This is a genomic window from Rhodococcus sp. Z13, assembly GCF_025837095.1.
In the GTDB taxonomy this organism is placed as follows: domain Bacteria; phylum Actinomycetota; class Actinomycetes; order Mycobacteriales; family Mycobacteriaceae; genus Rhodococcus; species Rhodococcus sacchari.
Window position 1 is genome coordinate 3,375,288 of sequence record NZ_CP107551.1, and the last position, 14,252, is coordinate 3,389,539.

The following is a 14,252-nucleotide window of genomic DNA, read 5'->3' on the forward strand; positions in this document are numbered from 1 at the left end:
CTGAAAGGATCACAGCGCGTTACAGGAGCCGATGGTCGGACAGCCTGTTCTACGCGCAGCACAAAGCCGCGCCGCCGAGCACAGATCTCGACGGCGCAGCTCGTCTACCGGTAAGTAGCACACACGGTCCAATCTACAGCGCTCCGGAACCGGCCGGAAAACCGCTTCCGGAGCGCTCCGGGATCACCACACCACGGCGATGATCACGTTGAGGATGCCCAGTCCACCGACCACATGTGCCAGCGTGGCGGTGGAGCCGGGGTTCTCCTTCTCCTTCTTGGTCCCGATGATCGCGACGACGAGGACGACGAGGGCGACCAGCAGCTTGATGCCGATCTTCATGTGGTTCACCTCGACGACGTCCTGCGCCTCGCGGAGACCCACCAAGGCCAGACCCGTCACGACCTGCAGGATCGCGCCGTGCAGCATGCCCACGACGACACGCGGCTCCTTGATCACGGCGAGGTACGAGCCGATGATGCCCGCGAGACCGATGAAGTGCAGGATCAGAAAGATCTTGATGGCGATATCCATGGCCGCAATCCGACCATTCCGGGCGCGGACTGTCCAGTAAGGCCAGGCTCAGGACGTGGCCCCGCTCACGCCTGCTCGCGGTACCAGTCCAGCAGCTCCGGCGCGTCGATGGCGGTGCGGTCGACGGCCCGCTCCGGATCGGCTCCCTGCAGGATCCGCTTGAGCGGGACCTCGAGCTTCTTGCCGGTCCGGGTGTGCGGGACGCCGGGCGCCGCGACGATCTCGTCGGGTACGTGCCGCGGCGACGCGTGCTCACGCACCGCGGCGCGGATCCGTTCCTTCAGGTCCTCGTCGAGGGTCACCCCGTCGGCGAGGACGACGAACAGCGGCATCCGGTACGTGCCGTCGGGCAGTTCGACGCCCAGGACGAGGGCCTCGACGATCTCCGGCAGGCTCTCGACGGCCTGGTAGATGTCGGCACTGCCCATCCGCACCCCGTGCCGGTTGAGGGTGGAGTCGGAGCGGCCGTGCATCTCGAAGCTGCCACGCTCGGTGATCGAGATCCAGTCCCCGTGCCGCCACACCCCCGGAAAGGCGGAGAAGTAGGAGTCACGGTAGCGGCTGCCGTCGGGGTCGTGCCAGAACCGGACGGGCATGGACGGCATCGGTACCGTCACCACCAGTTCGCCGACCTCCCCGCGCACCGGCTTCCCGTCCGCGTCGAAAGCGTCGACGGCGACGCCGAGGCAGGGTACGGATATCTCCCCGGGCCAGACCGGCACGGTGGGGACGGCCCCGACGAACGCCGACACGACGTCGGTGCCGCCGGAGATGGAGGCGACCTGCACCCGCTCCCCCACGTTCTCGGACAGCCACAGCGACGACGGGGCCGGCAGGGTCGAGCCGGTGACCCCGACGGTCCGCAGGGCCGTCAGGTCGTGGTCGGTGCGCGGCACCACCCCGGCCTTGATGCAGGCCAACACGTAGCCGGGGCTCGTGCCCAGGACCGTCACGCCCTCCTCGGCGGCGATGCGCCACAGCCGGTCGACGTCCGGATGGGAGGGCGCGCCGTCGTAGGTGACGATCGTCGAGCCCACGAGCAGGCCGGAGACGAGGAAGTTCCACATCATCCAGCTCGGGCTCGTGTACCAGAGGAAACGGTCGCCGGGGCCGAGGTCGAGGTGCAGCGACAGGGCCTTGAGATGCTCGAGCAGCACCCCGCCGTGTCCGTGCACGAGTCCCTTGGGCGGTCCGGTGGTGCCGGAGGAGAAGACGACCCAGAGGGGATGGTCGAAGGGCACCGGGAGGGTGTCGAGGGAGTGATCTCCCGCCACCGCGTCGTTCCAGTCGAGGACCGTGGGGTCGCCGGTGTCGGGGACGGGGGTCTCCTCGGTGGGAACCACGACGGTCAGGGCCAGGCCCGGCATGCCCTCGCGGAGCCGCTGCAGTTCGTCGAGGCGGTCGTGCCGTCTGCCGGAGTACCGGTAGCCGGTGGCGGTGACGAGGACGCGGGGCTCGAGGCGGCCGAGCCGGTCGAGCGCGGCGGGGGCGGCATAGTCCTGCCCGCATCCGGCCCACACCGCGCCGATGCTCGCGGTGGCGAGCAGCGCCACGACCGCTTCGGAGATGTTGGGCAGGTAGCCGACCACCCGGTCGCCCTTCTCCACCCCGTGGGCGCGGAGCGTGGCGGCGAGGGCAGCGGTCTGCCGTTCGAGTTCCGCCCAGCTCGTCTCGCGCCGGTTCCCGGCCTCGTCGAGATGCACGACGGCGGGGCTCTGTGGGTCACGGCTCTCGGGGTCGCGGCCGCGGAAGACGTGTTCGACGAGGTTGAGGGTCGCGCCGGGGAACCACACGGCGCCGGGCATGGAGGCGTCGGCGAGCGCCGGCCCGGGATCGGTGTGGGAGACGACCTCGAAGGTGTCCCACACGGCCTGCCAGAATTCACCCGGATGCTCGACGGACCACTGCCACAGTGCCCGGTAGTCGGGCAGGATCAGGCCGTGGCGTTGCTCGACGAAGCGGGTGAAACGGGTGACGTTCGCCCGTTCGATGTCGGCCTCGGTGGGAACCCATTGCGGCTGCACGACAGCTCATCTCCTGTACGACCGGCGCGTGTGTCGCAGCGAGGCTAGGCGAGACCCCGCCCGATCCGCCGGACGGGGTCTCACTCCCGGATGCCGCTACCTCTTCTCGCGCGTCGCGGAGGTGTAGATCAGCGTGAGGATCACGGCCACGACGATGCTGATGATCCAGCGGATCCAGTCGATGCCCGAGGTGTCCTCGTTACCTTCCGAGGCGATCATGCCCCAGATCCAGTAGCCGATCAGGGCGCCGATGATGCCGATGACGACGGTGATGATCATGCCCATGGCCTGCTTGCCCGGGATGACGAGCCGGGCAAGGATGCCGATGACCGCACCGAAGATGATCGTGCCGATGATTTGTCCCATTGTGAGCCCCTCGAGTCCGGCGCCGCACATCCGGCGACGCTCCGCCGATCACCCTGTACCTCCTCAGTGTCGATCATGAACGTCTGTTGCCGTGGCGGATTCGGCATCAATTCTGTCGAAGGGAGATCACGGAGGGAGTGGGACGGGACCCGTCAGCCACCCCGTACCGCCGTGGCCGCGATGATCGCCGCGGCCTGCTCCCGCATGTCGACCTTGCGGACCTTGCCCGTCACGGTCATGGGGAACTCGTCGACCACGTGCACGTAGCGCGGGATCTTGTAGTGGGCGAGCTTGCCGGTGCAGAACTCCCGCAACGAGGCCGCGTCGAGCGGTTCGGCGCCCTCGCGCATGCGGATCCATGCCATGAGTTCCTCGCCGTACTTCTCGTCGGGAACACCGACGACCTGGGCGTCGAGGATGTCGGGATGGGTGTAGAGGAACTCCTCGATCTCCCGCGGGTAGATGTTCTCGCCGCCGCGGATGACCATGTCCTTGATGCGTCCGGTAATGGACACGTAGCCGTCCTCGTCCATGACGCCGATGTCGCCGGTGTGCATCCAACGGGCCTCGTCGATCGCCTCGGCGGTCTTGTCGGGCTGATTCCAGTAGCCGAGCATCACGGAGTAGCCGCGGGTGCACACCTCGCCCGGCTCGCCGCGCGGCACGGTCAGTCCCGTCGCGGGATCGACGATCTTGACCTCGAGGTGCGGGCCGACGCGTCCGACGGTGCTCACGCGCCGTTCGATGCTGTCGTCGCTGCGGGTCTGGGTGGAGACCGGGGAGGTCTCGGTCATGCCGTAGCAGATGGACACCTCCCGCATGCCCATCCGGTCGATGACCTGCTTCATCACCTCCACCGGGCAGGGTGATCCCGCCATGATGCCGGTGCGCAGGCTCGACAGGTCGTGGTTCTCGAAGCCCGGATCGGCCAGTTCGGCGATGAACATGGTGGGTACGCCGTACAGCGAGGTGCACTTCTCCTTCGCCACCGCGGTGAGGGTGGCCGCGGGTTCGAAGGAGGGCGCCGGCAGCACCATGGTGGCGCCGTGGCTGGTGCAGGCGAGATTGCCCATCGTCATGCCGAAGCAGTGGTAGAGCGGGACGGGGATGCACACCCGGTCCTGCTCGGTGTAGTGGCACAGTTCGCCGACGAAGAAGCCGTTGTTGAGCACGTTGTGGTGGCTGAGCGTGGCGCCCTTGGGGAACCCGGTGGTGCCCGAGGTGTACTGGATGTTGATGGGGTCGTCCGGGGACAGCGCGGCCTGCGCGGCGGCGAGTTCGCCCCGGCCCTCGGGGAGGGCGGCGCGGCCGGACTCGACCAGTTCGTCCCAGCTCGACGACCCGAGCAGGACGACGTCCTCGAGGTCGGGGCAGTTGGGCCGTACGGTCTCGATCATCGCCGCGTAGTCGGAGGTCTTGAACGTCGCGGCGGACACGAGCATCCGGACACCGGCCTGCTCGAGCACGTACTGCAGTTCGTGTGCGCGGTAGGCGGGGTTGATGTTGACGAGGATCGCCCCGATCTTCGCCGTCGCGTACTGCACGTGCACCCACTGCCAGCAGTTGGGCGCCCAGATCCCGACACGATCGCCCTTGCCGATGCCCGCGCGCAGCAACCCGAGCGCGAGGGTGTCGACGTCGGCGACGAATTCGGTGTAGGTCCAGCGCTTTCCGGCTGCACGGTCGACGAGTGCCTCGCGGTCGCCGAAGCGCGCGGCGGTGCGGTCGAGGTTGTCGCCGATGGTGTCGCCCAGCAGCGGGACGTCCCAGGCACCCTGGGTGTAGCTGGGCAGACGTGTGGCGTGGAGGCCGGACATCGCATTCTCCTTCTTCGAGTTCTCCGAGTCGGAACGGGACGGGCGGTGGCGGTCGCCGCGGGGTTCCCGGGCGACCGCCACCGCCCTCGGGTCAGAGGGACCGGTCGCGGGTCTCGACGAGCGCCGCGGTGCAGATCAGGCTCACCAGGCCGATGCCGGCGAGCATGATCCCGATCGCGATGCCGCCGTAGGAGGCTGCGAGCGGGGCGGCGATCATCGGCGGGATGGCTCCACCGAGGACGCCGGCGAAGTTGTAGCCGAGCCCGGCACCGGTGTAGCGGTAGCGGGTCGCGAACATCTCGGGAAGCAGTGCGCCGCAGGGGCCGTAGGCGATACCGAAGATGGCGAGGGTGATCGCCATGCCGAGCGCGAACGCGATCGGGGAGCCGGTGTCGAGGATCGGGAACAACACCAGTGCCCAGAGCACGGAGAACGCGCACGACACCATGATGACCTTCTTGCGTCCGACGCGGTCGGAGTACAGCGCGGACAGCACGATCGCGAGACCGAAGACCAGCGACGAGGCGATACCGACCAGGAGGACGAAGGGCCGGTCGAAGCCGAGCGTCTTGGTCGCGTAGCTGGTCAGGTAGGCCGTGCCCATGTAGAAGAAGGCGAACATGATGGCCAGGGCACCGCCGGCGAGGAGGATCTCCTTGGCCTGGAAGCGCACGGCGTCGAGGAAGGGCAGGCGGCGCGGGGTCTCGGTGGTGGCGGGGGTGTTGCGGCGGGCCTCCTGTTCTGCACGGAGGCGGGCCTCCTGTTCTGCACGGAAGACGGGGGTCTCCTGGATGGCGAGGCGCATGTAGAGGCCGATGCCGACGAGAACGATGCTGAGCAGGAACGGGATCCGCCAGCCGTAGGTGAGGAAGGCCTCTTTGGTGTCGCCGAGGGCGAGACCGGTGAACAGGAAGGTGCCGCTCGACAGGGCGAAGGCGATGGCGGGACCGAGCTGCGGGAACATCGCGTACAGGCCGCGTTGTCCCGGTGGCGCGTATTCGGCGGTGAGCAGGGTCGCGCCGGCCCATTCACCGCCGACGGCGAAGCCCTGAGCGAAGCGCAGCAGTACGAGGATGATCGGCGCGGCGACACCGATGGTGCCGGCGCCGGGCAGCAGGCCGATGAGCAGGGTGGAGATGCCCATCAGCAGTAGGGTGGAGACGAGGGTCTTCTTGCGGCCGATGCGATCGCCGAAGTGCCCGAAGAGCATTGCACCCACGGGCCGGGCGATGAAGGCGACGGCGAAGGTCGCGAAGGAGGCCACGGTGCCGGCGGTGGCTCCGAGCGCCGGGAAGAAGACGGTCGGGAACACCAGCGCTGCGGCGGTGCCGTAGATGAAGAAGTCGTAGAACTCGATCGTCGTGCCGATGCAGCTGGCGACGGCGACACGTCGGATACCGGGGCCCTCGGTGCGGGGCGCGGATCGGGTGGGCCCGGCCGGCCCGGTGATGGGGGGTTCGGCAGCCCCGGGGGTCGACACACTGGTCACGGGAGTCCTCCGTTGTCCGTTCGAACCGCGGGCGTGAGCGCCTGACGCGGATGAACGAAACGTAGTGACCCGGGTCACCCCCTCACTACCCCCGGAAGGGGGAGGCGGTGATCCGGGTCACATAGTGTGCCGAACGAACGAAATTGTCAGCGGCCGGCAGCGCCGGCGATTTCCGCCCTCATCTCGCGCCAGACCGTCGCATAGGAGTCGATGTTGGCGGCCGTGGCCCACGCCAGTGCACCGCCCTTGATCTTCTGCAGGGCCTCGGCGAAGAGGTCCTGGTACCGCGACAGACGCGGCACGAACGCCGAGACGTCGTCGAAGAGGTTCTGCGCACGACGGTCGAGGTCGACGATGCCGTCGACGAAGCCGTCGGCGTCCGGGTCCTCGAGAAGACGTGCCAGCTCCTCGTCGAGCGGGAGGAACTGCTCGTAGAGCTCGGCGATGGAGCCCTCGTCGATGGACACCCGCTCGGCGTCGAGCTGGTCGTCCAGTTCGGCGATACCCGCATCGGTGAGGCCGATACCGCCGTCGTTCTCCGCGGCCTTGCCCTGGGCGACGAGCGCGGCCACCGCGGCCTCGCCGGCCGCCACCGACACACCGAGGTGCGCCGCGACCACCTCGGCCGTGACCTGCTTCTTCAGACGCACCGTCTGCAGCAGCGCCAACTCGTCCACATTGCCTGCGAAGGCCATCGCCCACTCCTCGTCGCACCCGCCGGGCGCCCACGTCGTCTTCCGGAACCCGGACGGATTCCGCCCCGATTCTGACGCACGACGAGCGCGGGTGGGTGGGTCACCCTCCTACGGTGCCCCTCGGCGGGACGGGGCACGCGTCGGCGGCCTCCGTGACGACGGCCGGTTCCGTGGCGGCGGCCGGGCGGGCACCGGACTCCCAGGCCCGGCCGGTCAGCGGTTCGACGGTGGCGAGCGCGGCGAGTTCGTCGGCGGTGAAGGCCCGGCCCCGGCTGAGGAAGCGCACCCCTTCCGGGCTCTCGAGACTGAAGCCGGAACCGCGGCCGGGTACCACGTCGAGGACGAGGCAGGTGTGTTTCCACGCGTCGAACTGCGAGCCGGAGATCCACACCGGCACGGCGTCGGCGCCCTCCGGCGGGTCGGGGCGGGTCTCCCCCGCTCCGAGACGCAGGTCGAGGACACCGAGCAGGACGTCGCGGTCGCCGACGACGAAATCACCCTCGGGATAACACATCGGGGCCGAACCGTCGCAGCAACCACCCGACTGGTGCATCATGAGCGGTCCGGTGCGCTGCGCGAGCCGGCGCAGCAGTGCGACGGCGCCGACGGTGGCCACGAGGCGGGGCGGGACGGTCACGAACACGACCTTTCCTGAAAGTTCTCTTCCGGTGGGAACGACGAGGGCGCCTGCCCGTCCCCGGAGGGACGTGACAGGCGCCGACGGCCGGATCAGAAGAAGCCCTGGGCCTTGGGGGCGTAGGAAACCAGGAGGTTCTTCGTCTGCTGGTAGTGGTCGAGCATCATGTGGTGGTTCTCGCGGCCGATACCCGACTGCTTGTAACCGCCGAAGGCGGCGTGGGCCGGGTACTGGTGGTAGGTGTTCGTCCACACCCGGCCGGCCTGGATGGCGCGACCGGCACGGTAGGCGACACCACCGTCGCGGGACCACACACCGGCACCGAGACCGTAGAGGGTGTCGTTGGCGATGGAGATCGCATCGTCGAAGTCCTCGAACGAGGTGACGGACACGACCGGACCGAAGATCTCCTCCTGGAAGATGCGCATCCTGTTGTCGCCCTGGAAGATCGTCGGCTGCACGTAGTAGCCGCCGGACAGATCGCCGCCGAGGTCGGCGCGCTCACCACCGGTGATGACCTTCGCGCCCTCGCTCTTGCCGATCTCGATGTACGACAGGATCTTCTCGAGCTGGTCGTTGGACGCCTGGGCGCCGATCATCGTGTCGGTGTCGAGCGGGTCGCCCTGGCGGACGGCCTTGGTGCGGACCGCGGCGAGCGACAGGAAGTCGTCGAAGATGTCCCGCTGGATGAGGGCGCGCGACGGGCACGTGCACACCTCACCCTGGTTGAGGGCGAACATCGTGAAGCCCTCGAGGGCCTTGTCCTGGTAGTCGTCGTTCGTCGACATCACGTCGGAGAAGAAGATGTTGGGGCTCTTGCCGCCGAGTTCGAGGGTGACGGGGATCAGGTTCTGCGAGGCGTACTGCATGATCAGCCGGCCGGTGGTGGTCTCACCGGTGAACGCGATCTTGCGGATGCGCGGGCTCGAGGCAAGCGGCTTGCCGGCCTCGACACCGAAACCGTTGACGATGTTGACCACGCCCGGGGGCAGCAGGTCGCCGATGATCGAGATCAGGTGCAGGATCGACGCGGGGGTCTGCTCGGCGGGCTTGAGGACGACGGCGTTGCCGGCGGCCAGCGCGGGAGCGAGCTTCCACACCGCCATGAGGATCGGGAAGTTCCACGGGATGATCTGCCCGACGACGCCGAGCGGCTCGTGGAAGTGGTAGGCCACCGTCTCCGAGTCGATCTCGGAGATCGAACCCTCCTGTGCGCGAATGGCTCCCGCGAAGTACCGGAAGTGGTCGATCGCGAGCGGGATGTCGGCGTTGAGGGTCTCACGGATGGGCTTGCCGTTGTCCCAGGTCTCGGCGAGGGCGATCGATTCGAGGTTCTCCTCGATGCGGTCGGCGATCTTGTTGAGGATCACCGCGCGTTCGGCGGGCGAGGTCTTCCCCCAGGCGGGGGCCGCCGCGTGGGCGGCGTCGAGGGCGAGTTCGATGTCCTCCTCGGTACCGCGGGCGACCTCGGTGAAGACCTGCCCGGTGACGGGGGTGACGTTCTCGAAGTACTCACCCTTCACCGGCGGCACCCACTGGCCGCCGATCCAGTTGTCGTACCGGGACTGGAACGACATGAGGGCGTCGGGCGAACCGGGACGGGCGTACACGGTCATGTGCATCTCCTGCAGCGTCGAGCGGTCGGGTTCTGTAATCCGGGGCATCCTCGGAGGGTGCCTGTGATCCCCGACACTACGAACGGAGACGTTGCATCTACGTTGCGAGCTGCCTGTCCAATCGGGTCATCATCGCCTCGACCTGCGCATACCGGGGCGAACCGGGGTCGAGGGTGGCCAGATAGGCCGACCACGCGGTGAGATCGTCGCGGCCGTGGGCGGACGAGGTCCATCGGGCCAGCAGGTGCTCGTCGCCGCTGCGCAGCAGTGCGGCCTGCACCTTCGACCGCAGTTCGTCGCGGATCTCCTCGATCCCCGGGGCGGTCGAGCCGGGCAGCACCTCGCCGGCGTAGAGACGCACCGCGGTGGCGGCGTCGCCCCGGTCGAGGGCGCGGCGCACGTCGGCGACATCGGACTCCAGGTCGGTGAGCAGCCGGTAGGGGCGCGACCCGAGATGTTCGGCGCCGAGCACCTTGCGCAGGCGCGACATCTCGGCGCGGATGGTCACCGAGTCGAGCTCGCCCTCGTCGAGCAGCACCGCGAGGCGGTCCGAACTCAGGCCTTCCGGGTGGTCGGCGAGGATGAGCAGGATCTCGGCGTGCCGCCGGGACAGCCCGATGCGTTCGCGGCCGCGAAGCAGCGCGGGCCGGCCCGCGCCGAGCACCTCGACCCGGGGCCCCGTCGCCGGGACGAGGGGCAAGCCGTTCAGGGCGTGCAGCCGCAGTTCGGCCTCGGCGGCGGCCACGGTCGCCCGGACCAGTTGCAGCACCTCGGGAGCGGCGACGCGGTGTCCGCCGGTGATGTCGATGGCACCCAGGATCCGCCCGCTGGTGGGGTCGTGGACGGGCGCCGCCGAGCAGCTCCAGTCGTGCACGGTCCGGTTGTAGTGCTCGGCGCCGAAGATCTGCACGGAGTGGTCCACCGCGAGGGCGGTGCCCGGCGCGTTGGTGCCGACGCGGTCCTCGCTCCAGTCGGCGCCCTCGACGAAGCTCATGGCCAGGGCTCGGTCGCGGGCGGCATGGTCGCCCTCCACCCACAGCAGCCGTCCCTGCCCGTCGGTGATCGCGACGAGCAGTCCGCTGTCGGCGGCGTCCTCGACCAGCAGTTTGCGCACCACCGGGCGGATCAGCGACATCGGGTGCGTGGCGCGGTACTCCTCGAGGTCGCGGCCGGCGAGGAGGGCGGGCTGTTCGACCACGTCGGGGTCGATGCCGCTCTGCAGGCTCCGGCGCCACGATTCGTGCACGACGGGCCGGATCCCGTCGGGCCGGTTGCGGCCCCGGGCCGAGACGAAGGTGCCGTGCGCGCGGAGCAGGGCACGTGCGTGCGCTGTCACATCTGCTCCCGGGCACAGTGCCATCCAGGGATTGGTCGTCGCGATTCCACGATCGGTCATGTACCGGCGCCTCCTCACGGACACTGTAGTCCGGATCACACCGGACGCGGCAAGCGCTACGCCGCCCACCCCGCCGCGCGGTGGGCGAGCATCACCGCGGTGGCGTGCGGTCCACGGCTGGGGACCTGCGGAAACACCGAGGTGTCGACGACGCTCAGGCCGTCGATGCCGTGCACGCGGCACCGCGCGTCGACCACCGCGGTGGCGTCGTCGCCCATGCGGCAGGAACCCGACAGGTGCAGCGACGTCCCGAGGCGGGCGGTGAGCCAGGCGTCGTCGATCCCGCCGCGCCGCACGGCCGGGTCGAGGTCGGCGACGACGTCCGCCATCGCGGCGAGGAGGTCTCCTGCGAGCCGCACGCCGTCGCAGAGGTCGGCGCGGTCGTCCGGGTCGGAGAGATAGCGGTAGTCGAGCAGCGGCGGTGCGTACGGATCGTCCGGGTCGAGCACGATACGGCCGCGGCTGCGGGGGCGGGTGGCAACGACCCCGAGCACCGGGACGGTGACGCCACTGCCCGGGATCGCCGAGTCGAACGGCACGGTGTAGGGCCGCAGTTCGAGTGCGTCGGTGTGCAGCACCGTCTCGAGGACGGGGACGCCGGTGGGCAGATCGTGCCGGTAGCGGTACGGGATCGCGATCTCCGGATGGTCGGAGAAGTCGCGGCCGACACCGGGCAGGTCGTACCGCACGTCGATCCCGGCGCGGCGGAGTTCGTCGGCGGGGCCGATACCGGAGAGCATGAGCAGGTGCGGGGAGCGCACCGCCCCGGCGCTGACGATCACCCGGTCGGCGGCCACCCGGCGGAGGCCTTCGGTGCCGATCACGTCGACACCGACGGCGCGGCCGCCCGCCACGACGATGCGGGTGACCCGGCTTCCGGTGGCGACGGTGAGATTCGGCCGGTGCAGCACCGGCACCAGGTGGGCGAGCAGCGGGCCGGTGCGGACGCCGTCGCGGACGTTGAGCGGAACCGGCCCCACCCCGTCCGGTCCCGGTGCGTTGAGGTCGTCGACCGGGACGTGCCCGGCCCGCTGTGCGGCGTCGAGGAAGGACCGGGAGACGGGATGCCTGCGGTCCGCGGGCACGCGGGAGACCGGGACGGGCCCGGAATCGCCGTGCAGGTCGCCGGTGAAGTCGGTGTCGGTCTCGATCGCGCGGAAGTACGGGAGCACCTCGTCGTAGGACCATCCGGCGGGCCACGCGTCGAAATCGGCCGGCCGGGCACGCACGAAATAGGCACCGTTGAGGGCGCCGCAACCGCCGAGCACCCGGCCGCGAGTGACGACCGTGGCGACGCGTTCGGTCAGCTGCGCCGGGAAGATCGTCGTCCAGGTACTCTCCGGACCGACGGGAAGTGTTGCGGCATCGCGTATCTCGCGTGGGACACCGGATGCGAAGCCGTCGCCCTCCTCGAGCAGCAGGACGGTGCGCTGCGGGTCGTCGCTCAGCCGGGCGGCGAGCACGCATCCGCAGCTCCCCCCGCCGACCACGACGACATCGGCGTGTTCCGGGAGCACGTCAGCTCCGGATGTCGGGGACCAGCGCGGAGACCTGCCGCGCGTCGAACGCGCCCTTCCACAGTCCCGCCCCGTAGGCGAGATCGTCGAGTCGCTTGTAGAGCAGATAGCGGACGGGGTCGAGACCGCCCTCCTCGCGGTGCGAGTACCAGTCCCAGATCCCTTCCGCCGCAGCGAATGCCAGGACGGTGCGACGTACCCTGCGGGAGAACAGCGATGCGACGAGCGTGACCGGCCAGTAGTGCCGGCACAGCGCGGACGCCACCTGCCCCAGCCCTCCGGCGAGGCCCTGAGCGGCGAGCCGCGCGGCGAGACGGTCGCGACCGTCGAGTCCGGCGAACATGCGCCGCAACCGGACGAAGACGACCATCTGGGTCAGCAGCGCCGCGAGCACGCCGATGCGGGTGCACGTCGCGATCGCCAGGCACGCGATCAGGGTCCACACCGACATCACCATCGGTGGCACGGTGCCGGGATGCCGTTCGGCGAGCGGTGCGGCCCCCGTCCCGTAGAAGGCCTTGCGGGTCAGCCATTTCCGGAATCGGATGCGGTGGTCGTGGGCGACCCAGGCGATGGGTTCGTAGCGCAACCGCCAGCCCGCCTCCTGCAGGCGACGGCACAGGTCGACGTCCTCGGCGACGTGCAGGCGTTCGTCGAAGCCACCGGCCTCGACGAGGGCGGACCGGCGCACGATCAGGGCGGCGCTCGGAACGTAGGAGACGGGGCCGCCGGCGATCACCGCGGATTCGCGGCGTCCGAGGTCCAGCGACGACCGCGCGTGCTCGTAGCGCGCCAGGGCACCGCTCTCGGGGTCGAGGGCGACGATGCGGGGGGCGACGAGGGCGACAGCCGGGTCGGTGAAGTGCCCCAGCGACCGTTCGAGCCAGCCGATCCTCGGCACCACATCGGAGTCGAGGAAGGCGACGAACTCGGTTGTGGCCTGCTGCAATCCGGTGTTCCGCGCGGCGGCGGGACCCCGGGCGGTCCCGTGCCGGAGCACCCGGACACGACCCCGCTCGGGGGTCTCGACCGGGACGTCGGAGCCGTCGTCGACGACGATCACCTCGTGGCCCTCGAGGGCGGCCAGCAACCGGTCGAGCCCCGCCGGATTGTCCTTCACGGGCACGACGATCGTGACCTCGGAGGTGGGCGGCAGCTTCGTCGGCCGGGGGTTGCCGATGCCGGCGTCGAGCAGGCGGCGGGCGACCGCGGCGCTCTGCGCGTCGACGACCTCGAGGAAGTCCTCGTCGATCATGGCCGCGGCGGCGGGGGCGAGCTTGAGCATGCGGGTGGGTGAGCCGCCGACGAGGACGCGGCCGCCGGCGTAGCTGCGCACGCGGGGGTCGATGCGCACTCCGAAGCCGTCGGGGAGCCGGGCCGTTCGGGTCTGTGCCGCCCGAGGGGACGTCGCCTGACTCACCGAAGTCTTCCCTCCGTTCCCGGGCACCATCGGGTGACCTGCGCGGTCGCCCGTTCCACCAGATTCGCGAACAGTCGGGCGCCGAGTTCCGCTGTGGCCTCGCTCGGATCTCCCAGTATTCCGTTCGCAGACACCGAAACGATACCGGTTTCCCGCAGCCGGGGCATCAGTGTGCCGATGGGTTCGGTGGCCCCCGGTTCGGCGCGGCTCAGGTCCACCGAGCCGGGTGCGAGGTGCAGCAGTAGGCTCGTCTCGGTGACGCCGGCGTGGGCGTCCGCGCCGGGGACCGCACACGGGATCCAGGCGGCGTCGCGACCCTCGTAGCGCAGCAGGGTCACGGCCTCGAGCAGGGCGTGGGCGTTGCCGCCGTGCCCGTTGACGAACACCACCCGTTTCGCCCACCGGCACACCGACCGGCCGTACTCGACGAGGAGCAGCTTCGTCGCCTCGGCACCGATCGACACGGTGCCGGGGAACCCTTCGTGTTCCCCGCTGGCCCCGTAGGTGACGGGCGGAGCCACGACGACGCCGGGGAGAGCTGCGGCGACGGCGGAGGCGACGGACGAAGCGATCCGGGTGTCGGTGTCCAGCGGCAGGTGGGGGCCGTGCTGTTCGAACGCACCGACGGGCACGGCCACCGTCACCCGGCCGGGTTCGATGTCCGGCCAGTAGGCATCGGCGAGCTCCCGTGTCACCGGACCGATGCTAGGGGGTGCGAGGGCAGCGGCGAAACCCGGTGGT

General features: G+C 69.9%; 12 protein-coding genes. All 12 read right to left on the reverse strand.

Annotated features, from left to right (window positions below; all coding sequences use genetic code 11):
* Window positions 1–183: 183 nt before the first annotated feature.
* Window positions 184–534 (reverse strand): hypothetical protein, encoded by a 351-nt coding sequence (locus tag OED52_RS15325; protein ID WP_264151709.1) that lies wholly within the window; start codon window positions 532–534, stop codon window positions 184–186.
* 65 nt (window positions 535–599) lie between these two features.
* Entirely contained in the window at window positions 600–2,558 is a 1,959-nt protein-coding gene (locus tag OED52_RS15330; RefSeq protein ID WP_264151710.1) for an acetoacetate--CoA ligase, read from the reverse strand.
* Window positions 2,559–2,654: 96 nt separating this feature from the next.
* Complete coding sequence (locus OED52_RS15335) at window positions 2,655–2,924, reverse strand: GlsB/YeaQ/YmgE family stress response membrane protein (RefSeq protein WP_264151711.1); 270 nt, start codon at window positions 2,922–2,924, stop codon at window positions 2,655–2,657.
* Window positions 2,925–3,076: 152 nt separating this feature from the next.
* A complete protein-coding gene (locus OED52_RS15340; RefSeq protein ID WP_264151712.1) occupies window positions 3,077–4,741 on the reverse strand; it encodes an AMP-binding protein in 1,665 nt (554 codons plus the stop codon).
* A gap of 91 nt (window positions 4,742–4,832) precedes the next feature.
* Window positions 4,833–6,230, reverse strand: coding sequence for an MFS transporter (locus OED52_RS15345; protein ID WP_413247672.1), 1,398 nt, complete (start codon window positions 6,228–6,230; stop codon window positions 4,833–4,835).
* 146 nt (window positions 6,231–6,376) lie between these two features.
* Window positions 6,377–6,925, reverse strand: coding sequence for a hypothetical protein (locus OED52_RS15350; protein ID WP_264151713.1), 549 nt, complete (start codon window positions 6,923–6,925; stop codon window positions 6,377–6,379).
* Between the two features lie 100 nt (window positions 6,926–7,025).
* A complete protein-coding gene (locus tag OED52_RS15355; RefSeq protein ID WP_264151714.1) occupies window positions 7,026–7,562 on the reverse strand; it encodes a DUF779 domain-containing protein in 537 nt (178 codons plus the stop codon).
* 92 nt (window positions 7,563–7,654) lie between these two features.
* A complete protein-coding gene (adh, locus tag OED52_RS15360; RefSeq protein WP_264154723.1) occupies window positions 7,655–9,178 on the reverse strand; it encodes an aldehyde dehydrogenase in 1,524 nt (507 codons plus the stop codon).
* Window positions 9,179–9,275: 97 nt separating this feature from the next.
* Window positions 9,276–10,574, reverse strand: coding sequence for a sigma-54-dependent transcriptional regulator family protein (locus OED52_RS15365; protein ID WP_264151715.1), 1,299 nt, complete (start codon window positions 10,572–10,574; stop codon window positions 9,276–9,278).
* Between the two features lie 56 nt (window positions 10,575–10,630).
* Window positions 10,631–12,091, reverse strand: coding sequence for a mycofactocin dehydrogenase MftG (gene mftG / locus OED52_RS15370; RefSeq protein WP_264151716.1), 1,461 nt, complete (start codon window positions 12,089–12,091; stop codon window positions 10,631–10,633).
* A 1-nt stretch (window position 12,092) separates the two neighbouring features.
* Window positions 12,093–13,541 carry a mycofactocin biosynthesis glycosyltransferase MftF gene (mftF, locus tag OED52_RS15375; protein ID WP_413247673.1) on the reverse strand — a complete coding sequence of 483 codons (1,449 nt, stop codon included), beginning with the start codon at window positions 13,539–13,541 and terminating at the stop codon, window positions 12,093–12,095.
* Window positions 13,508–14,206, reverse strand: coding sequence for a mycofactocin biosynthesis peptidyl-dipeptidase MftE (mftE, locus tag OED52_RS15380; protein WP_264151718.1), 699 nt, complete (start codon window positions 14,204–14,206; stop codon window positions 13,508–13,510). Before mftE ends, mftF begins: the two co-directional genes overlap by 34 nt.
* Window positions 14,207–14,252: the final 46 nt, after the last annotated feature.

Bases quoted from the DNA above. Each gene is read 5' to 3' on its own strand.
- OED52_RS15325 (WP_264151709.1), bottom strand. From the start codon at position 534: ATGGATATCGCCATCAAGATCTTTCTGATCCTGCACTTCATCGGTCTC.
- OED52_RS15335 (WP_264151711.1), bottom strand. From the start codon at position 2,924: ATGGGACAAATCATCGGCACGATCATCTTCGGTGCGGTCATCGGCATC.
- OED52_RS15340 (WP_264151712.1), bottom strand. From the start codon at position 4,741: ATGTCCGGCCTCCACGCCACACGTCTGCCCAGCTACACCCAGGGTGCC.
- OED52_RS15350 (WP_264151713.1), bottom strand. From the start codon at position 6,925: ATGGCCTTCGCAGGCAATGTGGACGAGTTGGCGCTGCTGCAGACGGTG.
- adh (WP_264154723.1), bottom strand. From the start codon at position 9,178: ATGACCGTGTACGCCCGTCCCGGTTCGCCCGACGCCCTCATGTCGTTC.
- OED52_RS15365 (WP_264151715.1), bottom strand. From the start codon at position 10,574: ATGACCGATCGTGGAATCGCGACGACCAATCCCTGGATGGCACTGTGC.
- mftF (WP_413247673.1), bottom strand. From the start codon at position 13,541: ATGGTGCCCGGGAACGGAGGGAAGACTTCGGTGAGTCAGGCGACGTCC.